The 20,816-nt window shown below is 63.4% G+C and carries 23 protein-coding genes; 16 read left to right on the top strand and 7 right to left on the bottom strand.

Annotation, left to right across the window (positions count from 1 at the left end; genetic code table 11):
• Positions 1–184 precede the first annotated feature (184 nt).
• From ACSBQT_RS14205 to ACSBQT_RS14165, 9 genes are all read left to right on the top strand, one after another.
• Positions 185–940, top strand: a complete 756-nt coding sequence (locus ACSBQT_RS14205) for an ABC transporter ATP-binding protein (protein ID WP_435001931.1) — start codon at positions 185–187, stop codon at positions 938–940.
• On the top strand, positions 940–2,358 hold the full coding sequence (locus ACSBQT_RS14200) for an FtsX-like permease family protein (protein ID WP_435001930.1): 1,419 nt from the start codon (positions 940–942) through the stop codon (positions 2,356–2,358). The genes ACSBQT_RS14205 and ACSBQT_RS14200 overlap by 1 nt, the downstream gene beginning before the upstream one ends.
• An 11-nt stretch (positions 2,359–2,369) precedes the next feature.
• On the top strand, positions 2,370–3,752 hold the full coding sequence (locus ACSBQT_RS14195) for an FtsX-like permease family protein (RefSeq protein WP_435001929.1): 1,383 nt from the start codon (positions 2,370–2,372) through the stop codon (positions 3,750–3,752).
• Positions 3,753–3,969: 217 nt separating this feature from the next.
• Positions 3,970–5,307, top strand: coding sequence for a replicative DNA helicase (gene dnaB, locus ACSBQT_RS14190; RefSeq protein WP_039211746.1), 1,338 nt, complete (start codon positions 3,970–3,972; stop codon positions 5,305–5,307).
• A complete protein-coding gene (locus ACSBQT_RS14185; RefSeq protein ID WP_435001928.1) occupies positions 5,304–5,978 on the top strand; it encodes a hypothetical protein in 675 nt (224 codons plus the stop codon). Before dnaB ends, ACSBQT_RS14185 begins: the two co-directional genes overlap by 4 nt.
• Positions 5,979–6,064: 86 nt before the next feature.
• On the top strand, positions 6,065–6,424 hold the full coding sequence (cmtR, locus tag ACSBQT_RS14180; RefSeq protein WP_410709301.1) for a Cd(II)/Pb(II)-sensing metalloregulatory transcriptional regulator CmtR: 360 nt from the start codon (positions 6,065–6,067) through the stop codon (positions 6,422–6,424).
• Positions 6,421–7,146, top strand: coding sequence for a cation diffusion facilitator family transporter (locus ACSBQT_RS14175; protein ID WP_410709300.1), 726 nt, complete (start codon positions 6,421–6,423; stop codon positions 7,144–7,146). Before cmtR ends, ACSBQT_RS14175 begins: the two co-directional genes overlap by 4 nt.
• A gap of 24 nt (positions 7,147–7,170) precedes the next feature.
• Positions 7,171–8,076: a LysR family transcriptional regulator gene (locus ACSBQT_RS14170; protein ID WP_410709299.1), complete on the top strand. Its 906-nt coding sequence runs from the start codon at positions 7,171–7,173 to the stop codon at positions 8,074–8,076.
• 23 nt (positions 8,077–8,099) lie between these two features.
• Positions 8,100–8,930: a uroporphyrinogen-III synthase gene (locus ACSBQT_RS14165; protein WP_039211752.1), complete on the top strand. Its 831-nt coding sequence runs from the start codon at positions 8,100–8,102 to the stop codon at positions 8,928–8,930.
• A gap of 2 nt (positions 8,931–8,932) precedes the next feature.
• On the opposite strand, the gene ACSBQT_RS14160 is transcribed toward ACSBQT_RS14165, so the two are convergent.
• A complete protein-coding gene (locus tag ACSBQT_RS14160) occupies positions 8,933–9,055 on the bottom strand; it encodes a hypothetical protein (RefSeq protein WP_264800120.1) in 123 nt (40 codons plus the stop codon).
• A gap of 343 nt (positions 9,056–9,398) precedes the next feature.
• On the opposite strand from ACSBQT_RS14160, the gene ACSBQT_RS14155 reads away from it, so the two are divergent.
• Together ACSBQT_RS14155 and ACSBQT_RS14150 are read left to right on the top strand one after the other, a co-directional pair.
• Positions 9,399–9,899: an SRPBCC family protein gene (locus ACSBQT_RS14155; RefSeq protein WP_173157459.1), complete on the top strand. Its 501-nt coding sequence runs from the start codon at positions 9,399–9,401 to the stop codon at positions 9,897–9,899.
• A gap of 45 nt (positions 9,900–9,944) precedes the next feature.
• Positions 9,945–10,406 carry an acyl-CoA thioesterase gene (locus ACSBQT_RS14150; protein ID WP_435001927.1) on the top strand — a complete coding sequence of 154 codons (462 nt, stop codon included), beginning with the start codon at positions 9,945–9,947 and terminating at the stop codon, positions 10,404–10,406.
• On the opposite strand, the gene ACSBQT_RS14145 is transcribed toward ACSBQT_RS14150, so the two are convergent.
• The 3 genes from ACSBQT_RS14145 to ACSBQT_RS14135 all read right to left on the bottom strand — a co-directional run bounded on the left by ACSBQT_RS14145 (position 10,361) and on the right by ACSBQT_RS14135 (position 14,169).
• Positions 10,361–11,395 carry an amidohydrolase gene (locus ACSBQT_RS14145; protein ID WP_435001926.1) on the bottom strand — a complete coding sequence of 345 codons (1,035 nt, stop codon included), beginning with the start codon at positions 11,393–11,395 and terminating at the stop codon, positions 10,361–10,363. The two genes, ACSBQT_RS14150 and ACSBQT_RS14145, sit on opposite strands and share 46 nt — an antisense overlap.
• A gap of 242 nt (positions 11,396–11,637) precedes the next feature.
• Positions 11,638–13,137: an AbgT family transporter gene (locus tag ACSBQT_RS14140; protein ID WP_435001925.1), complete on the bottom strand. Its 1,500-nt coding sequence runs from the start codon at positions 13,135–13,137 to the stop codon at positions 11,638–11,640.
• Positions 13,138–13,251: 114 nt separating this feature from the next.
• Positions 13,252–14,169 (bottom strand): isoaspartyl peptidase/L-asparaginase family protein, encoded by a 918-nt coding sequence (locus ACSBQT_RS14135; protein WP_410709295.1) that lies wholly within the window; start codon positions 14,167–14,169, stop codon positions 13,252–13,254.
• A 108-nt stretch (positions 14,170–14,277) separates the two neighbouring features.
• Between ACSBQT_RS14135 and ACSBQT_RS14130 the strand changes: the two genes are divergently transcribed.
• Positions 14,278–15,120, top strand: a complete 843-nt coding sequence (locus tag ACSBQT_RS14130) for a MurR/RpiR family transcriptional regulator (protein ID WP_410709294.1) — start codon at positions 14,278–14,280, stop codon at positions 15,118–15,120.
• Between the two features lie 66 nt (positions 15,121–15,186).
• On the opposite strand, the gene ACSBQT_RS14125 is transcribed toward ACSBQT_RS14130, so the two are convergent.
• Positions 15,187–15,816 carry an HAD-IA family hydrolase gene (locus ACSBQT_RS14125; protein ID WP_410709293.1) on the bottom strand — a complete coding sequence of 210 codons (630 nt, stop codon included), beginning with the start codon at positions 15,814–15,816 and terminating at the stop codon, positions 15,187–15,189.
• A gap of 98 nt (positions 15,817–15,914) precedes the next feature.
• Here ACSBQT_RS14125 and ACSBQT_RS14120 point away from each other — a divergent pair, with 98 nt between their 5' ends.
• On the top strand, positions 15,915–16,559 hold the full coding sequence (locus ACSBQT_RS14120) for a GNAT family N-acetyltransferase (RefSeq protein ID WP_410709292.1): 645 nt from the start codon (positions 15,915–15,917) through the stop codon (positions 16,557–16,559).
• A 71-nt stretch (positions 16,560–16,630) separates the two neighbouring features.
• Here the strand turns inward: ACSBQT_RS14120 and ACSBQT_RS14115 are convergent, their stop codons facing one another.
• Both ACSBQT_RS14115 and ACSBQT_RS14110 read right to left on the bottom strand, forming a co-directional pair.
• Positions 16,631–17,128: a GNAT family N-acetyltransferase gene (locus ACSBQT_RS14115; protein ID WP_410709291.1), complete on the bottom strand. Its 498-nt coding sequence runs from the start codon at positions 17,126–17,128 to the stop codon at positions 16,631–16,633.
• Between the two features lie 488 nt (positions 17,129–17,616).
• Positions 17,617–17,820, bottom strand: a complete 204-nt coding sequence (locus ACSBQT_RS14110) for a cold-shock protein (protein ID WP_062240453.1) — start codon at positions 17,818–17,820, stop codon at positions 17,617–17,619.
• Positions 17,821–18,369: 549 nt separating this feature from the next.
• Here ACSBQT_RS14110 and ACSBQT_RS14105 point away from each other — a divergent pair.
• From ACSBQT_RS14105 to ACSBQT_RS14095, 3 genes are all read left to right on the top strand, one after another.
• Complete coding sequence (locus tag ACSBQT_RS14105) at positions 18,370–19,461, top strand: LCP family protein (RefSeq protein WP_435001924.1); 1,092 nt, start codon at positions 18,370–18,372, stop codon at positions 19,459–19,461.
• A 134-nt stretch (positions 19,462–19,595) separates the two neighbouring features.
• Positions 19,596–20,033 (top strand): thioredoxin, encoded by a 438-nt coding sequence (gene trxA, locus ACSBQT_RS14100; RefSeq protein ID WP_039211761.1) that lies wholly within the window; start codon positions 19,596–19,598, stop codon positions 20,031–20,033.
• Positions 20,030–20,752, top strand: coding sequence for a class I SAM-dependent methyltransferase (locus ACSBQT_RS14095; protein ID WP_410709288.1), 723 nt, complete (start codon positions 20,030–20,032; stop codon positions 20,750–20,752). The genes trxA and ACSBQT_RS14095 overlap by 4 nt, the downstream gene beginning before the upstream one ends.
• Positions 20,753–20,816: the final 64 nt, after the last annotated feature.

Here is a 20,816-nt window from a genome sequence, read left to right as displayed (position 1 = left end):
TCGGTTGGTCGGGCGGGACCACGGGCAGCCAGCCCGGATCTCGCATGTCGATGAGGTGGTGTCGGAAGACTGTCAAGCCCGGTGCCCCGAACTCGGTTTTCCGTCAACGGAGGTTGGGAAATCCCGCACCGGCTGACGGGCTGACCGCATAGTGCCAAGGCCCATTGGGCGAAAACATAGAGACATGACGTCTTCACAGCATCCTGCCGCAGCGCAGCAGCCCGTCCAACAGCACCCCGCCATCATCACCGCCGGAAACGTCACGAAGCACTTCAATCAGACGTATGCTCTCGCCGGAGTCGACCTCACGATCGGCCTCGGAGAATCCCTGGCCATCATGGGACCGTCCGGCTCCGGCAAGACCACCCTCCTGCACTGCCTGGCCGGCATCATCAGTCCCGACAGCGGCCGCATCCGACTCTCGCCGACCGACCGCAGCGCCGCCGCCGAGATCACCTCCCTCAAGGAATCCGGCCGCACCGCTCTGCGCCGCGAGGTCTTCGGCTTCGTCTTCCAACAGGGACTGCTCCTGCCCGAGCTCACCGCCATCGACAACGTCGCGCTCGCCGCCATGCTCGCAGGCATGAACCGCTCGGACGCCACCCAGCACGCCCGGGCCTGGCTCGACCGTCTCGGTCTGAGCGAGCACGGACACAAGCGGATCGGACAGCTCTCCGGAGGTCAGGCGCAACGGGTGGCAATTGCCCGCGCCCAGGTCACCCAGCCCGTCGTCACCTTCGCCGACGAACCGACCGGCGCCCTCGACTCCCGAACCTCGAACGAGGTTCTCACCGAGCTGCTGGGCTCCACCGTCGGCCGCGGCTCCACCCTGGTCGTCGTCACCCACGATGAGAACGTCGCCGCCCGCTGCTCCCGTGTCGTCCGACTCGCCGACGGCCGCATCGTCGCCGATTCGGCAATGCAGGAAGCCGCCCAGTGATGAACATCCTTCCCCTTCTCCTGTCCAAACAGTCCCTGACTTCGATGACGTCGCGCCTTGTAGGGATCGCCTTCTTCTCCTGCGCGACGATCTTCCTCACCGTGGCCGCCGGCGCCTGGGCATTCATCGATCGCCCCGAGGTCTCCAGATACGCCGAGGTGGCCGAGCTCTACCACCTCCTCGCCGTCCTCGCCACGGTCTTCCTCATCGTGCCCGCGACCAGCCTCGGGGTCGCCTCGGCGAAATTGAGCGCCCGCCGTCAGGACGAACGACTCTCGACCCTGTCCCTGCTCGGGGCGCAACCCAGCACGATCCGCCTCATCGCCGTCGCCGAACCCTTCATCCCCGCATCGCTGGGCATCTTTGCCGGAATCGGCGGCTACCTGCTGGTCGCCTGGCCGCTGAGCTTCATCACGTTCGTCGGCGAACCCCTGGGCTACCAGGCACTGCTCATGCCGGTCTGGCTGCTCGCCGCGGTCGTCGCCGGCCTCCTGGCCGTCTGCCTGATCGCCTCACTCATCGGCCTGCGCAAGATCACGATCTCCCCGCTGGGCGTGCGCACCCGGTCGCTGCCCCGGAGATTCCCCCTGGCCCGCGTCATCACGGCCATCCTGCTCATCCTCGTCGTGGCCATCGCGACCTATATCTCCACCCAGATGGAGCTGCCGGTGGCGGTGACGATCATGTACAGCATCGCCACGATCGGCATCACCCTCCTGCTCATCAGCGTCATCGGCGTCCTGTGCATCCGTGTCCACGCCGGCATCGCCGGCAGAATCGCCCGCGGTCCTGCCTCGGTGATGGCGGCGGGAATGATCGCCGACGCTCCCGGACAGTACTGGCGCCGGGTCGCCGGGCTGGCGATGATCACGTTCATCGCCGTCGTCGGCGGGGCGGGAACGGCGATGATGCGCAGCGGTCAGGAGGATTTCTCAGCCGAGGACCGCGCGGTCATGGGTCCGTACGTCCACCTCGGCGACGATATCTTCACCGGACTCATCCTCACCCTGGTCATCGCCTTCGTCCTCGTCATCGTCTCGGCCACGATCAACCAGGCCGCTGACATCCTCGACCGTGCCACGACCTACCGCGAGCTCCACGCCGCCGGAATGACCCAGCAGATGATGCACCGGGTGACCGTCAACGCCGTGATGTCGCCGATCCTGCTGGTCACCGTCGTCTCCCTGTTCCTCGGCGGAATCCTCGCCTGGCTCATGGCTTCGGTGAGCGACCTCGGAGATCCGTTCACCATCGGAACCGTCGCCGCCGTCCTCGTGGCCGGGGTTGCCATGGTGTGGCTGGGGCTGCAGGTCACCCGCCCGCTCGTCCGCCGGGTCACCGAGATCGATCCCCACAACCGCACCCTCGCCGAGGCGGCACCCGAGAACCGGGCTACCGCCGAGGCGACCGTGGCCTGAGAGGAGACCCGATGTCCACGTCCTTCGCAGCAGTTCCCCTCGTCCTCGGACGGAGATCGCTGACCTCGGCGAGCTCCGTGCTCGTGGCCGCCGCGTTCTTCGCGTGTGCCACGCTGTTCCTCACCGTGGCGGCGGGGACCTGGATGTTCTTCCAGATCCCACCGAGCCCCGATCCCGCGGACGAGGGCCTCGACATCGTGTACAAGACCCTCGCGGCCCTGGCCACGGCTCTGCTGATCATCCCCGCCTCCACCCTGGCATCGGCCTCGGCGACCCTGTCGGCACGCCGGCAGGACGAACGGCTGTCGACGATGTCGCTGCTTGGGGCCCAACGCTCCCAGATCACTGCGCTCGCCGTGGCCGAACCGCTGATCCCGGCCCTGGCCGGCATCGTCCTCGGGGTGCTCGGGTATCTCGGACTGGCGCTGCCGGTCAGCTTCATCCACTTCATGGGCGAACCCATCGGGTACGCGAACATGCTCATGCCCGCGTGGCTCATCCTCGTCGTGGTCGTCTTCCTGGCCCTGGTCTGCGCGGGATCGGCCCTGCTGGGTCTGCGCAAGGTCGCGGTCTCTCCGTTGGGGGTGCGGACGAAGAGTCTGGAGCGGAAGCTTCCCGTGGCCAAGATCATCGTCACGGTGCTCGTGATCTGCCTGCTGCCGGTCGTGTACGCGCTCACCCAGAGCGGCGGTCTCGGCGTGGGGATCGTGCTCGGCGCGGTGGTCGGATTCTTCGCTCTCGCGCTGGTCGTCGTCGACCTCCTCGGCGGGCTCCTCGTCCGCTGGTTCGCTCACCTGTCCGGTCGGCGGGCCGCCACCCCGGAGCGCCTCACCGCGGCTCGCCTGGTCTCCGACGAACCCAAACGGTTCTGGCGACGCGTGTCCGGACTCGCGATGGCTTCGTTCACCGCGGCCGTCTGCGGGTCGGGGGTGGCGCTGATGCAGCTCGGCCTCGACGCCGCCGAGGACGACCCGGCGACGATGGGCACTTCCGATATCAACCTCTTCCACGATATGTTCACCGGGGTACTGCTCGTCATGGGCATCGCGATCGTGCTCATCGCGGTGTCCGCAGTGATCAACCAGGTCGCCGACATCTACGACCGAGCCGACACCTTCTCCGACCTCTATGCCGCCGGCGCCGATACCCGGCTGCTGCACCGAGTACTGGTGCGGGCCGTCATGGCCCCGGCGATCTGGGTGTCCCTGCTGGCCGGAGGCCTCGGGTTGCTGCTCGTCCTGCCACTGGCCGGAGCCGCGCTCGTGTTCAAGCCCGTCACCTTCCTCACGATCCTGCTCACAGTGGTCATCGGCATCGGCATCGTCCGCGCCGGGCTGCAGCTGACGAAGCCGATTCTGCACTCCGTGGCCACGGCCGGGAGGGCGCGGGAATAGGTCACCTGTCGATGCTGTGACCTGCACCGTCGCCGAGGCGGCTGCCCGCGCAGGGTCGGCCGCCTCGGTTTCGCGTCAGTGGCGTCTCCTAGGATTGTCGGCACCGGTTCGGTGGGAGTGACCGGGCCGATGGGACCCTCCTCGGGTCTCCGGGTACAGTTGGAGCGCACCATCTGCGGGTGCGCGTCGACGCGGCTGTGTAGGAAGAGGAACTGAAGTGAGCAACGACCAGGGCTATGACGGTCTGAGGACCCCTCCGCAGGACGTCGAAGCCGAACAGAGCGTGCTCGGCGCGATGCTTCTGTCGAAGGATGCCATCGCCGACTGCGTCGAGACGATGAAGGGCGACGACTTCTACAAGCCCGCTCACGAAACCATCTATGAAGCGGTTCTCGACCTCTACTCCCGTGGAGAGCCCGCGGACTCGGTGACGGTCGCGAACTATCTGACGAAGACCGGCGACCTCGCCCGCGTCGGCGGTGCCGCCTACCTGCACACCCTCATCTCGTCGGTTCCGACGGCGGCCAACGCCGGCTACTATGCCGCGATCGTCAGCGAACAGGCCGTGCTGCGCCGCCTCGTCGAGGCCGGCACCCGCATCGTGCAGATGGGCTACGACGCCGAAGGCGATACCGACGACGTCGTGAACTCCGCGCAGGCGGAGATCTACAAGGTCACCGAACGCCATACGACAGAAGATTACGTCATCCTCTCCGACATCCTCGGCGAGGTGGCCCAGGAGATCGAACGCAACGGCAACACCGACGGGCAGACCGCGGGTGTGCCCACCGGCTTCACCGAGTTCGACAACCTCACCAACGGTCTGCACCCGGGCACGATGATCGTCATCGCCGCGCGTCCCGGTGTCGGCAAGTCGACTCTGGCGCTCGACTTCATCCGTTCGGCCGCGATCCACAACGATGCGGCCGCTGTGTTCTTCTCGCTCGAGATGGGCAAGAACGAACTCGTCATGCGTCTGCTCTCGGCCGAGTCGGAGATCCCGCTGCAGAACCTGCGCCGCGGCGAACTCAGCCCGCACGACTGGACGACACTGGCCGCGACCGAGGCCCGGATCAACAATGCGCCGCTGTTCGTCGACGATTCGCCGAACATGGCGTTGACCGAGATCCGCGCAAAGTGCCGTCGGCTCAAACAGCAGCACAATCTGCAGATGGTCTGCGTCGACTACCTGCAGCTGATGTCCTCGGGCAAACGCGTCGAATCGAGGCAGCAGGAGGTCTCTGAGTTCTCCCGTTCGCTCAAGCTGCTGGCCAAGGAGCTCGAAGTGCCGGTCATCGCACTGTCCCAGCTCAACCGAGGCAGCGAGCAGCGCACGGACAAGCGGCCGATGATCTCGGATCTGCGTGAGTCCGGATCGATCGAGCAGGACGCGGATATGGTCCTCCTCATCCACCGTGAGGACATGTACGACAAGGAACACGAACGCGCCGGCGAGGCCGACATCATCGTCGCCAAGCACCGTGCCGGTCCGACGATGGACATCCCCGTGGCGTTCCAGGGCGCGAAGTCCCGGTTCGTCAACATGCCGCAGTGATGGGCGGCAGTGCGAGCGGCAGCCGCTGGAATCAGGGCAGCCGGAACCCGCTGAGCATTGTCATCACCGGTGCTGTGTTCCTCGTCGGCATCGGACTGGTCTTCGCCGTCGGGTACCTGTTCCCGTCCGTGCTGCTGGTGACCATCATCCTCGGGTGCGTCTTCTTCGTCGGTGTCACTCTGGCGATGAGAGCGATCATGGGCACTGCCTGGGCGTATTGGTTCACGGGGCCGTTCGTCGCCATTGCGCTCATCGGCACGGTGATGCTCGCCGAGGATGTGGCCTTGTCGCAGGCGGGTGAGGTCACCGAGGTGGTCGTCATGGACCACGAGGTCGATGTGACGACCGAGCATGACTCGAACGGCAGACATGCCCGGAAGGTCTATACGCACACGTACACGCTTCAGCATACGGACGGCGGTCCAGTCTCCGAACCGCTGATCTACCGCGGCAAGGACGGATTCGACGATTTCGACACGGGCGATACGATCTCCGTCCTCATCGATCCGGAAGGAAAGGCTCCGACCAAGCCGGCCGAGGACGTCGATCTGCCCGCCGATATCGGAATCCTCGTCACCGGACTGGTCACCTCGGGGATCGTGTTCCTCATCTGCCTCATCGTCGTACTGCTGAGATGGACGCGTTCGCCGTCACAGCAGCACGTGCGCTGACGACCGGGCGGCAGACGCCGGAGAAGTACTCATTCCGCCATGAGCGGTCCGCGACAACAGGTCAGCACACGCTGTATAGTCAGCCTATGCTGACTATTGCTTCCCGTGTCGATGCCATGCAGCGCCTCGGCCGCGCGATGGCCGATCCCACACGCTCACGGATGCTGCTGTCGCTGCTGTCCGAGCCTGGCTATCCTGCGCGCTTGGCAAGCGATCTGGGACTGACGCGCACCAACGTCTCGAACCACCTCGCCTGCCTGCGGGGATGCGGAATCGTGGTGGCCGAACCTGAAGGCCGGCGGACGCGTTATGAGATCGCCGACCCTCATCTGGCAACGGCCCTCACTGCTCTTGTCGAGACGACTCTGGCAGTCGATGAGAACGCTCCGTGTGTCGATGCCGACTGCACGGTGGTCGGCTGCTGCGATGCTGGACTGAGCCGATGACCGAGACGGTGCTGCGAAGGGACAGAGCGGCAGTTCTGCGGAAGCGGATCCGAATCATCGTTGCCATCACCATCACTTGGAACGTGATTGAAGCGTTCGTTGCCATTGCTGCAGGCGGAGCAGCCTCCTCGGCGGCCCTCATCGGGTTCGGACTCGATTCGATTGTCGAGGTCCTCTCTGCCGCAGCGGTAGCCTGGCAGTTCTCGGCACCGGAACCCCAGCGCCGGGAACGGGTCGCTCTGCGGGTCATCGCAGTATCCTTCTTCGCGCTCGCGGCCTACGTCAGCGTGGACGCTGTTCTGTCCATCGTGGGCCCGCGCCAGCCGGAACATTCGACCCTCGGCATCATCATCGCCGCACTCAGCCTGCTGGTGATGCCGTTCCTCAGCTGGTTCGAGCGGAGGACGGGACGAGAACTGGGATCTGCTACGGCTGTCGCTGATTCCAAGCAGACCCTCATCTGCACCTATCTCAGCGCCGCAGTGCTGATCGGAGTCCTGCTCAACAGCCTGTTCGGGTGGGCCTGGGCCGATTCCGTCGCAGCTCTCATCATCGCGGTCTTCGCCGTTCGGGAAGGAGTCGAAGCCTGGCGAGGGGACGCCTGTTGCGCGGTTCCGGCTGCGGTTCTCACCGGTGAGCGTGCAGAAGGGTGCTGTGCTGAAGATGATCCGGTCGACGACGGGTGCCGAAACGCGTGCTGTGCTGCCGACGCAGATCGTTGAGTAAGCCCGCCTACTATGGCAGGCATGGACACCACTCCCAACGATCTGCTCGTGCTGCTGGCCGTCTCCCGCACCGCCAAATTCACGACGGCGGCCCACAACCTCGGTCTCACCCACTCGACGGTCTCCCGCCGCATCGCCGCCCTGGAGAAGTCCTTGGGCGGACGCGTGCTGGCTCGCTCGGATGGCGGATGGGAGCTGACCGACCTCGGGGAACGAGCCGTTGCGGTGGCCGAACAGATGGAGACCGCGGTCGCTGAACTCGAAAGTCCCGGCCAGGGCCCGGAGACGGTGTCCGGAGTGGTGCGGATGACCGCGACGGATGGGTTCAGCGCCTATGTCGCCTCCCCGGCGGTCGCGAAGCTGCGTCGTCGGCATCCCGGGCTGAGCGTCGAGATCGTCACCGTCACCAGGCAGGCCCTGCAGCAGCGGTCCGGTCTCGATATCGAGGTCGTCGTCGGCGAACCGCGCGTGCATCGGGCAGAGGCGATCGAGCTCGGTGACTACGAACTCGGTCTCTACGCCTCGCGTGACTATCTCGCGGATAACGGCACCCCCGCCTCGGTGGAGGAGGTCAGCGACCACCGGCTCGTCTATTTTGTCGATTCAATGCTCCAGGTCGACGACCTCGATGCGCCGAGGCGGCTGTTTCCCGAGATGAAGGATGCACTGACCTCGACGAACGTCTTCGTTCACGTCGAAGCGACGCGTGCGGGTGCCGGAATCGGCTTCCTCCCGTGTTTCATGGCCGACCGTCACCCCGACCTCGTGCGACTCTTCTCCGATTCGGTGGCCGAGCGACTGCCCTACTGGATGGTGCTCAGACCCGATTCGATGCGGCGACCGGCGATCGCCGCCGTGGTCCAGGGACTCAAGGATGAGATGCTCGCCCACCAGGCTGCTCTCGAAGGCCGGAAGTTGCCCCGGTGAGACTGCGCGACCAGGATATGAGCATGAACCAGCCCCAAACTGACATCGGCGACGAGCTGGTCGGACGTCGCATCGTGCTCACAGCTCAGCGGCGCGCGGAACAGCTCGCCTCCGCCCTCGAGCGTCACGGTGCCAAGATCGTGCACGCCCCGACCCTGTCCGTCATCCCGCATATCGACGACCCTGAACTCGTCACCCGCACCCGAGAACTCATCGAGGACAGGCCGGACATCGTCGTGGTCACGACCGGCGTCGGATTCACCGGCTGGGGTGACGTGGCTGAAGCCGCGGGTCTGCGCGAGGAATGGCACTCGATGCTCGCCGGAGCACGGATATACGCCCGCGGCCCCAAGGCACGCGGAGCGATTCAGGGGGCCGGACTGAGCGCTCACTGGGTCGCGGAATCCGAGACGAGCGCAGAGATCCAGCAGGTCCTTCTCGGCGAGGGCGTAGATGGTGAGCGCATTGCCGTACAGCATCACGGTGCCGGCGCCGACGGACTTGATGAGGCCTTCGCCGCAGCTGGCGCCGATGTCCGCTCCCTCGTCATCTACCGCTGGGGTCCGGCACCCGATCCGGCCGCCGTGATCGACGCGGTCCGACTCGTCGCGGAGCGCAGGTGCGATGCCGTGGCCTTCACCTCAGCACCCGGGGCGGCAGCATTTCTCACCGCGGCCGAGGAGCAGGGACTGCTGTCGGCCGTGATCGAGGCGTTCAACGAATCGGTGGTGGCGGCAGCAGTCGGCGACGTCACCGCAGCACCGCTGCATGAACAGGGCATCAGAACCGTGATTCCCGAGCGATTCCGACTCGGAGCCCTTGCTCGCGTGCTGATCAGCGAACTCGCCGAATGATCTCAAACTGACGCGAATTCGATGTCGACGGCGTCTGACTCGCGCAGTGCGCCGATCGCCTCTGCCTCAGCGGTCACTGCGCTCTTCACCGACGTCGAGACGGTGCCGAAGGTTGCAATCGTCATGCTCAGTCGACGGTTGATAGCAGTGCAGTCAACGGCGCAGCAGTTCGGATCTGGTCCGGTCGCCTTCGCTGTCGTCGGATGCGGTCGGCGCCCCGCGCATGGAGTGCGGTCAGAGCGGATCCCGGTGGGCTGTTCTGGATGCCGCAGGCTTCCGCGGCGTCAAGAAGTGAGTTGTGGCTGAGTCGCTCACCGAGGTGATGAGCTCGGAGGCGGAAGGCGATGATCTCGTCGTTCATCGCAGAGTCGGCTATGTGCCCAGGCTAATTCAGGACCCGTGTTTGAATGGGGCCATGTGCACGGCCGGTTTCAGGTGCGTGCACTACCACATCGAGAAGGGACGACGATGACGCGAACGATGCAGGTCAGCGACAGTATGGTGATCAAAGCCGACGCCGCCGGGCTCTGGGAGCAGATCGCCGATCCGACCCAGATGGCCCGATGGAGCCCGGAGAACACCGGAGCCAGCACGCGCACGACTGCAGGTCCGCTGCAGACAGGCGATGTCTTCGAAGGCACGAACCGTCGCGGGCCGGCGACGTGGGTGACCGAATGCGTCGTCACCGAATCTGTGCCCGGCAAACGGTTCGCCTTCACCGTGCGCCGGATCGGGCCCCGAACTCCCAGCATCGAAGGACCGAACGCGAGCTGGGCATACGAGTTCGAAGACCTCGGCGAGGCGACTCGAGTGACGGAGTCGTGGACAGACGATCGCCGCTCTTGGCCCGACTGGCTGGCCTGGGTCTTCGACCACATCGTCACACGGGGCCGGAGCTTCGCGGACTTCCAGCGATTGAACATCCGGCAAACCCTCACCGCCATGAAGGATGACGTCGAAAAGCGGTGACACGGACGAAACGAGGGCGAAACAACTCCTCGCTACTCTGATCGCATGACAGCGACGGCACAGCCCACAGAGAGCTCCGCCCGCCACGATGTGGAGGGGATGAACTTCTATACCCGCAAATGGGTGCGGCCTGAGGACCTCAACGCCAACGGCTCCCTCTTCGGCGGCAGCCTACTGAGGTGGATCGACGAGGAGGCCGCGATCTACGCGATCATCCAGCTCGGCAACCATCGAGTTGTGACGAAGCTGATCTCCGAGATCGACTTCCAGGCTTCGGCGAGGGAAGGCGATCTTATCGAGATGGGGCTCCTCGCCACGCATTTCGGACGCACCTCACTGACGATGAGGGCCCGGGTGCGCAATATGATCACTCGCAGATCCATCCTCAGCATCGACAAGATCGTATTCGTCGGAGTCGACGAGGACGGCACTCCGATTCCCCACGGGTACACGACGATCACCTATGACCGAGACCGAATGCCCGAACCACACGGGAAGCTCTCGTAGGAGAGATCGCGGTCCGACGCGGTCGCAGGTGTCGCCTCCTGGACCGCCTCGGTGATGGTGTCATTGACCGCCTCGCTGTTGACCGTCAGCGGGAACTGGTCGAAGTACTCGAAGGTCGGTTCCTTCGGCGTCCCGGCAGCCTCGCATTCGCCGCGGACGATCCGCTCGATCGACGCGATGACTCTCTTGCGTACCGCAGTGTCGTAGGTGCGGACGTTGAGCAGCAGCTCGGCGCGATCAGGGATGATATTCGACTTCGGCCCAGCGTTCGACGCACCGACGGTGACGACGACGAACTCGCCGGGTTCGGTTTCCCGGGACACGATCGTCTGCAGGCGCAGGACAATCGCGGCCGCGAGCACGACAGTGTCGACGGACAGATGCGGCATCGACCCGTGGGCACCGCGACCGAAGACAGTGATCTTCACCGAGTCTCCGGCCGACATCACCGGTCCCGCAGAGGTATAGATTTTGCCCGCCGGCATCGGCATAACGTGTTGAGCCAAGGCCACATCAGGTGCTGGAATCTTCGACGTCAGACCGTCGTCGATCATCGCCTTTGCTCCGGCAGCGTTCTCCTCTGCCGGTTGGAAGAGCGCGATATACGTGCCTGACCAGGCATCACGATTCTCATTGAGCAGTCGGACCGCGCCGAGGAGGGCGGCAGCATGCATATCGTGTCCACAGGCGTGCATGACTCCGTCGACCTCGGACGCGAAGTCGAGGCCGGTGTCCTCGGTGACTGGGAGAGCATCGATATCGGCTCGAGCTAGGACGGTGGGCCCTTCGGCATTCTCGATCACCGCGACGCGACCTATCTCCCCGATGCGGCTGACATCAAGCCCCAGAACGGTGAGTTCGGCCGCGATACGATCGGCGATCTTGTGCTCGTCGAAGCTGACCTCAGGATCGCGGTGAAGGTCTTTGTAGACCTCGCGCTGCCAGTCGAGCTGGGAACCGATGGAGTCGAGGAATGAAGGTGTCGTCATCGTGGGCTCCTGTGCTCAGGCCGCGAGTGGGCCCTCCAGGCGCGGACATTTCTCACAGGATCAGCGTGGATGGCGCTTCGAACGGTACCAAATTCTCAGTTGTGCGAAACGCTGCGACAACTGCAGGTGGTGGGTGGAAGAGCTATGCAGAGACGGACGGGAAGTGCACAAGGATGGGCACCTGCCGGATCAAACGGTGCGCGGTTGGTGCCGAGAAGACCAACGCGGCACCAACCACGAGGCTACCGAGCGGCTACTCCTGGCCCCAGTGGGAGACCCACCAGGTACCACAAGATGAAAAGGACCAGCCAGACGACGAGATTGACCAAGGCGATCGGAAGGACCAGCGACATCAACGTGCCGACACCAGCCGTGGGTCGATGTTGCCGGATGAATCCGAGGGCAAGAACGAAGTACGGGCTCATTGGGGTCAAGCTGTTTGTCGGCGCATCAGCGATGCGGAACATCGCCTGAGTGGTCTCTGGTGCAATGTCGAGGAGCATGAGCATCGGCACGAGAACAGGTGCGACGAATGCATACATTGCCGAACCCGAGGTGAGCACCAAATTGAGGCAGCTGATAAACAGCACGGCGACGACAAAAATGACGATTGGAGCTGCACCTATGCGGTCGAGGAGTCCTGCCCCCTCAATCGCAATGACTTGCCCCATATTTGTCCATTTGAAGTAGGCCAAGAATTGTGAAGCGGCGAAGAAGAGAACCACGACTGGAACGAGAGCAGAGACGCCAGGAGCCATGAGCTCGGGGATGTCGCTGAACTTTTTGATTGAACCGACAATGACACCATAGACGATGCCCACAGTGCTGAAGAACAACATCATGATGACGGCGATATTGTTCATCAGAGGTGAATCGACAACACTTCCACCCTCTCCGCGGAGGGGCGAACTCGCCGGCACGGTTGCCAGGATAAGGAGACCGAAGAACAGGACCGTGGCGATTCCCGCGCCGATCATGCCACGTTGCTCAGAAAGCTTGAGCTTCATGTCCGGTAGCGGATCTGCGTCTATTGAAGGTTCTGCCGCCTCGAGGGACGCGACTCGTTTGGCCACAACCAGTTCAACAACCAAAGTGATGGAGAGAGCCAACACAATGGACGATGAAGCCGAGAAATAGTAGTTAGATAGAGGATTGACGTTATAGCTCGGGTCGATCGTGTGGGCCGCGGCGGTCGTCAGACCGGCAAATACCGCGTCGGTTCCGGTGGGAATCAGTCCAACGCTGCTTGCTCCACCTACAGCAACATATGCCACGACAGCTCCGATTATCGGACTGCGCCCGACCGCGCGGTAGGCAATCATCGCCAGTGGAATCATTACAGCAAAGGCCGCGTCTCCGGCAATCTGAGCGGCCATTGCGGTGATTGCGATCATGAAGGTCACGTAGCGGGGATTGACCTTGGAAAGCATTCCCCGCATCAGGGAGGGCAACAGCCCCGTTGCGTCTGCGATAGACACTCCAAGTGCGACCACAACAATCAACCCCAGAGGGGGAAAGTTCACGAAGTTCTCGATCGCACCGTCCAGCATCATCTGGATGCCTTCGGACGTGAGCAAACTCTTGACGGCCACTGTTTTGCCGTCAGTGGGATTAACTGAAGAAAGATCCAAGCGAGCGAACAGTGCGCTGAGCAGGGCGACGATGACGGCAAGGCCCACAAAGATCCAGAATGGGTGAGGCAGTTTGTTGCCTGCACGGTCTACTGCTTCGAGGAGTTTCATCACTCCTCGGGACAAGCGACTTTGCCTGTCCTCGTCAGTGGGTGCTTGAACTGACATATCTCTCCTAATCAAGTAATCGTCAACTCCAGCTACCGGTTTCCCCGGGCTGGACGTTCACACGTGCGTGTATGTACCTGTGGAATCGAATGACCCGTAGAACATATCGCCGCTGTTGTAAGCCGCGAGCCCCGTACCAGACGTCGGAATGACGATCATTCCTCCCATCCCGCCGCGAATTGCGATTCGGTCGAGGACTGCGACTGCCGCCTCATTTGGAGAGGCTCCTCCGAGAGAAACTCGATCGTGCACGCTGTGAGCTGCGACTTCAGTCATGAATACTTCTCCCGTGCCGGTGCAAGAGACAGCCACTGTTCCGTCGTCAGCGAATGTCCCGGCACCTACCAGCGGTGTGTCGCCTACCCTGCCTGGCTGCTGATTGACGATTCCACCGGTGGAAGTTGCTGCTGCCAGATTCCCGTCTGCATCGCGAGCGACGGCACCGACTGTGCCGTGCTGGAGCAAGGCGTCAGGCTGCTTCTGAAAGGCGGCGAGCTCCTCTCGCCTTTTCTCCGTGATGAAGTATTCGGGATCGACTGTTTCGACGTCCCACTTACTCAGCTGTTCGTGAGTCGGTGTCGCGAATAACAGGTGGTCGGTTTTGTCCATCACCGCGCGAGCAACCGAAATGGGGTTGCGAGCGGTAGATACACCGGTGACGGCCCCCGAGCGGCCGTCACCAGCCATGATCGAAGCGTCGAGTTCAACGGTTCCTGACGCAGTGAGTGCGGCCCCGTGGCCCGCATTGAAATCGGGGGCATCCTCGAGTTCGCGGACCGCGGCAACGACTGCGTCGACTGCAGAGCCGCCCGCGCTGAGTACTGAGTAGCCTGCTTCGAGAATTTTCTCCAACGCTACATGCGCGCTGGCTGTACCATCCGAGGTAAGGGGAGTCGATCGATGTCCGGCACCGCCATGAACGATGAGAAGCGGCTCGGTACTCTGGCCAAACGATCGGAGGATGGTTTCAGTCATGTGATGTTCCTTTCATTTGTGCTGAGCGAGATCAGCTTGGCATAGTTGTTTCATAACTGCAATGTGGATCACATTTGAAATGTACGCTTCATTCTCGGGAGTCATACGATGGAAACAGTCGCGGAGACGGTCAACTCGTCGATTGATTCGCTCAGTCCCGCCAGTCGCCGGATTGCTCGTGCTCTGCTGGCCGACTATCCGAGTGCTGGTTTGGGGACAACATCGTCACTAGCGGCCTTGGCTAGTTCGAGTTCTGCTTCGGTCGTGCGTTTCTGTACGCAGCTCGGATTCAACAGCTTCGTCGAAATGCAGGATCGTCTGCGGACCGAATTGACGACGAGATCGGCGAGTCCGCTTATACGGGCTGAGGCAGAGACGGCTGGGCGAGGTTTTTCAGACGAGTTCTCCTCGAGCGGGACGGACCGGGCGGATCTCATCACTAGAACTTTTCAGCAGAATCCACGTTCGGAAATCGACCGCTTGGTGAAGATGCTGACAAAGGTATCGAATCGCGTGGTGGTTGTTGGGGGACACTACAGCGGGCTGGTTGGCCGCGTAGCTCAGCTGCAGCTATCGAAGGTGAGGCCGAACGTCTCGTTCTTGGAAGATCCGATGGGACGTGACCTTCATGTTGTTACCGATCTGCGGCGGCAAGACGTTTTGCTTGTTCTTGACGTCAGGCGATATCAGGAGCATCTTTTCCAGGTTTCTGAGGCCGCAAAGAGAAACTCTGCTTCGGTCGCGTTGATCACTGACCAATGGTTGTCGCCGGTCGCTGGTATTTCCGACGTCGTACTGCAGGCCGCCGTCGACGTTTCATTTTTTGATAGCCAAGTGGGATGCCTGGCGTTGGTTGAGGCGGTGGTTCACGAGGCCGCAACCAAAATAGACGGTGCGCTAGAACGACTTCGGACGCTGGAAGACCTTCGACCTTCGCAGAGACTCAAGTGAAGGTTCGGATCTAAGACTGTCACTTCAGTCGGACTGAAGGTCCAATAAGTAACCGGATGCAAGGTCTTAGTAAGACCTAAACAGCCCTCGTTCGGACAGGTCCGTGCGCAGTGAGGCGGCTCCTGAGAACACGTGGCCGATGAAGCCGAGGCGTTCGGCTGCCTCTACGTTGGCGGGCAGATCATCGACGAAGACAGTCCGGGCCGGGTCGAGGGCGAATCGGTCCCGGGTCAGTTCGAAGATTGCCGAATCGGGTTTGACGAGGCCGACCTTTCCCGAGACGACGATGTCTTCGAGTTCGCTGATCGCCGGGGCGACGACGGGGGCATGGTGGATGGTCTCGGCCGACCAGTTCGACAGCCCGACCAGGCGGATGCCGGCGGTCTTGAGATCTGCGACGATCTCGGCCATGCCGTCGATCGGACCGGTCAGGGACTTGTCGAAGTTCTCGTAGTAGCCGGCGACGATCTCACCGTGGCGGGGGTCCGCCTCGGCGGCTCGGGCGACGATATCGGTGATCGGAACGCCGGAGTCAGCTGCGGTATTGAGCGTGGGGAAGTCGGCCGCTTCGGCGAAGGAATGCCATTCATCGGCACTCATGCGATCGGCCATAGGCCCTGTCTGGTCCCAGCCGATGAGCACATTGCCGAGGTCGAAGACGACGGTCGTCGGGGTCGGGCGATCGGGTTCGGTCATGGGCCACCACCTGCTATCGGCATCCTGGAGTCGAACCCCACGCTACCTGGAGTTGCCGGACCATTGTGGATTCGGGCCGGCTGGCCTAGGTTGGTTGCATGATCGGCTACCCGCCATTGCAGATCCGGGTGAAGACTCCCCGACTCGAACTCGTCGGTGCCGCGGATGAGATGCTCGCGGCGCTCGCCCCTCTCGTGCGGGACGGCAAGGTTTTCGCGGAACCCGCCCCCTACGACGATCCGATGTCGTTCTACGAGTCCGACCCGGACGTGCGGGTGAGCAGGTGGCTCCAGAGCGTATGGCGTGGACGGGGGCGCTTCTCTCCTTCTGACTTCCGGTTGGCCTTCGCTGTCCTCGTCGATGGTGAGGCAGTGGGGATGCAGGATCTCATTGCGGAGAAATTCGACTCCTGCGGGACGTTCGCGTCATTCTCCTGGCTGTCGACGGATGTACGCGGTCGCGGTCTCGGTACCGAGATGCGCAGTGCTCTGTTGCATCTCGCGTTCGCGGGGCTCGGAGCGAGAGAAGCTGGTTCCGATGCGTTCGTCGACAGCATCGGATCGAACAAGGTGTCTGAAGCCTTGGGATACGAGCGCAACGGCGTCGACTGGGACATCCGCCGAGGCGAGCCGGGACGCATCCAACGCTGGCGCCTGACCCGCTCGGCGTGGGAGACCCGGCGGCGGAACGACATCGAGCTCACCGGAGTCGAGGACTTCTGCACTTTCCTAGCCCACCACTAATTGCTACCTGACGGCGGCCCAGCAACCTCGCGCGAGGTATCTGGGCCCCCGTCAGGTAGTAATAGGGGCGATCACATGTCCAGGGAGAACACCTCGTGGACCGGGGACTTGTGTCGGAGTTCGGGGTTGCGCTGCATTCCGAGCTTCTCGGCCACACGCCGCGACGGTCGATTGTCGCGGTGGATGATGGCGGTCAGCATTGCAGCGACCTCGAGCTCTCGAGCGTGATCGACGCAGGCCAGAGCCGCCTCGGTGGCGAACCCCTTGCCTTGGGCGGACGGCTTCACATGAAAACCGACCTCAAGGTGTGGTGTGCCGTTGACGGTCTGCCACGTCAGCCCGCAGTCGCCGAGGAACTCACCTTTGTGTGTTTCCACGATCCACAGTCCGAACCCGTGTTCGGCGTAATTGCGTCGATTCCAGCGGATCCACTCAGCCGCCTCGGTGCGGTCTTTGGGGTGAGGGTAATACTCCATCACTCGCAGATCGCCGAGGAGGGCGGCCATATCGTCGAGATCGTCGTCGGTCATCTCCCGCAGGCGCAGACGGGCAGTGTCGCGGGGCGGCATGAGTTCAGGATAACCGGGCGAGCCGACGTGCGTGGGGCTGCCGGAGTGTTCAGCTTGATCGGCGTCGCCGGCGATCACGAATGACCGCGAGTGTCGTGGCGGTGATCAGCAGAACGAGGGCCAAGAGCCACAGAAACCCGGCAAAGTCATGGAACGGGGCCGCCTGGGAACTCAGTATGCAGGCAGCAGCGAGCAGGATGTACGCGACGATCCAACGGGTGAGTCCCTTGTGCTGCATCGCTCCTCCGATGTGACGGTCTATGATCGTTGGCACCGACGTTTGATAGAGCAAAGGAGCTTGTCAATAGAAGCTCTTGGCTCTCCCGAAACTACCCGAGGGCGGCCCAGCAACCTCGCGCCAGGTTGCTGCGCCCCCGTCAGGTAGTAATTGGGGAGGAGATGACAGCGACCCTGCGCTCACACCAAGTGTGTGAACGCAGGGTCGCCGGTGAATCTCAGAAGTCTCTAGGTGAGACTCTCAAAGAGTCTCAGAGGCCGCGGACGCGAGTCGCCTGCAGGCCCTTGGAGCCCATCTCCGAGTCGAACTCGACGTTCTGACCCTCGGTGAGCTCGCGGTAGCCGGAGGCTTCGATCGCGGAGAAGTGAGTGAACACGTCAGCCGAACCGTCGTCAGGCTGGATGAATCCGAAACCCTTTTCCGCGTTGAACCATTTCACGGTACCTGTTGCCATAATCTTTGTATCCTTATTTTTTAACTGATGACCGCTGCTGCGATCGTGATGGTCGAACCCATTGCTGGATCCGGCTTTCCCGCTGGCTGGACTGGATCTTCAGACGCAGATCCAACGAAAATCTGTGGGTGAACCGAGGACTCGGAATCGCTGGTGAGGATGAGTTCTCTGATGTGAGGTCTCTGTCTCAGACGAAATCGTGGGGATACTCGGTTTCGGTGATGCACTCGAAGGTGCTGGACGGAAGTCGTCAGACGACTGAACTGGGAAAAATCATGAGGGGCGCGGAAGGCAGACACGCGCCGACGGGCAAACACATGGTGACGAGCGAATCTACCTGCTCTTCAGACACCATCTGCTCCGCACATTTCTGTGCGAGAACAAGTCCAGCTTAACAGAGTGATCGCTCTGCGGGTGATTTCGGCCGAATGATTTCAGTCGAGAGATGGAACACAGCGATGTGCACTCGACCGCGCAGGCATCTAGGATTGTATACATTCCGTTTTGTATGCAATCCGCCGTGACCCCGGACGCAGGAGCACCCGAACCGTGGACAACGAAGAATCATCACCGCAGCCAGGACCCCGCCGACAGCGACGCCTCGCCGCGAAGTACCGGCGCCGGCGCACCTTCGTCGCCGTGGCTGCGGTCCTCATCATCGGCGCCCCCGTCACGATCGCGGTGGCGGTGCACAACCTCGGCGCGAATATCACCTCGTCGCCGCTGCGCGCCCACGGCGGCGACGTCCCCGAGAAGCTCACGGATGAGACGAACGTCCTCATCATCGGATCCGACACTCGCGATCTCGCCTCGGCAAAGGATGCCTCCGAGGACCTGGGCACAGGTGAAGGCGCGAACTCCGGGGCCGCCTCGGGGCAAGGATTCGGCAGTGCCGAGGGTGCCCGCAGCGATGCGATGATCCTCGCTCACGTCGCCGCCGACGGCGGCCGCATCGACGCCGTGCAGATCCCACGTGACACGATCATGGACATTCCCGCCTGCGACGATACCGGCCACGGCGCGTCGGCGGCCACGCACGGGATGATCAACTCGGCCCTCAATGCGGGTCCGGCCTGCTCCGTATCAGCGGCGGAGGAACTCACCGGGGTGCGCGTCGACCACTTCATCAACGTCGACTTCGACGGATTCTCAGCGATCGTCGACGCGCTCGACGGAATCACCGTCGACCTCGACGAGCCTCTCACGGACCCGAAGGCGAACCTCGATCTGCCCGCCGGGCACCAGACGATCGGCGGTGACGACGCCCTCGCCCTGGCCCGGACGCGGCACGCCGTGGGAGACGGCAGCGACATCTCCCGCATGGGCAACCAGCAGATGGTCATGGAGGCCATCATCGACCGCGCCAAGAGCGGCCAGGTCCTCACCCGGCCCGACCGCCTGTACGGATTCCTCGACGCTGTGACCTCGACGATCGGCGTCGACGACGAACTCGACTCGATGCGAGCGCTCGCCTCCCTGGCCACGACGGTGGCTTCCGTGCCCGAGGACGACATCACATTCGAGATCATGCCATGGGCACCCGCACCGGAGGACCCCAACCGGGTGGTCAAATCCGCCGAGGCGGACGACGTGTTCACCTCCATCATCGACGACGAACCGATCACGGACATCGTCGGCTGACCCGGCTCGTCCGCTGACCCGGCTCGCGCCACCCCAGACTGCTGCAGCGCTGGTTGCCCCGGCTGAAGCCGGCAGGGAGCCGTCGATGACCTCCGTCCAGGCGATATTCATCCGCGGCTCCTAGACTGGATGGCATGTCTACGATCGAAATCACGCAAGACAACTTCGAGTCGACCATCAACGACAACGAGATCATCCTTCTCGACTTCTGGGCCGATTGGTGCGGCCCCTGCAAGCAGTTCGCCCCGGTCTTCGAACAGGCCGCCGAGGCCAACCCCGACATCGTCTTCGGCAAGATCGACACCGAAGCCCAGCAGCAGCTGGCCGGACTCTTCGCGATCTCCTCGATCCCGACCCTCGTTGCCTTCCGCCAGGGCATCGTCGTCTTCGCCCAGCCCGGCGCGCTCGCCGCCCCGCAGCTCGAGCAGGTCATCACCGCCGTCAAGGGACTCGACATGGACGAAGTCCGTGCCGAACTGGCCAAACAGGAAGCGGCCGCTGCCGCAGAGACCGACGGCGCTGACGGCGCCGCACCCGATTCGATCCCTGCCGACCCGGGCGTCGACAAGTGACCGCGACCAGCAGCCACAACGACCACACCCACGCAGACAGCGCCGCCGCAGGCAATTCCGGCGTGCCCGATTCCGTGGCCGCCTGGGAAGAGCGCTACGCCGAGGCCGACGACGCAATCTGGTCCGGAAACCCGAACGAATCCCTCGTCGCCGTCGTCTCCGAGATGACCTCCGGCAGCGTCCTCGACGTCGGCTGCGGTGAGGGCGCGGACGTCGTCTGGATGGCCGAGAACGGCTGGGACGCCACCGGCATCGATCTGTCGACCACGGCCATCGACCGAGCCCGCCGGGCCGCCGAATCCCGCGGAATCTCCGCCGAATTCGCCGTCGCCGACGTCTCCACCTGGGAACCGGCAGACCCAGATCGCCGAGGCGGCTTCGACCTCGTCACCGGATCCTTCCTCCACACCCGGCTGCCCGACACCCGAGAAGAGCTCCTCACCCGCGTCGCCGCTCACGTGGCACCGGGCGGTGCCCTCCTGCTCGTCTCCCATGCGACGATGCCGCCGTGGGCCGCCGAACACAGCGAGAAGTTCGAACACGGCATGGACCACCACCATGAACTGGTCAGCCCGAACGGAGACTTCGCCCTCCTCATCGGCGCCAGCCCCGACCGGTGGGAGATCGAACTCGCCGACACCCGCATCCGAGAAGTGACCTCGCCGTCGGGTGAACCGGCCGAACTCGAGGACGCGATCCTCCTGGCCCGCCGGGTCTGAGGCCCGAACCGGGGGACCCGAACCCGGAACCCAGCACCGAGGCGGCTGCGCGGTCGATCGTGAC

The sequence above is a fragment of the Brevibacterium sp. H602 genome (assembly GCF_051172395.1).
Classification (GTDB): domain Bacteria; phylum Actinomycetota; class Actinomycetes; order Actinomycetales; family Brevibacteriaceae; genus Brevibacterium.
Note: the sequence above shows the minus strand (reverse complement) of the source record. Positions and strands in the feature narration are given on the sequence as shown.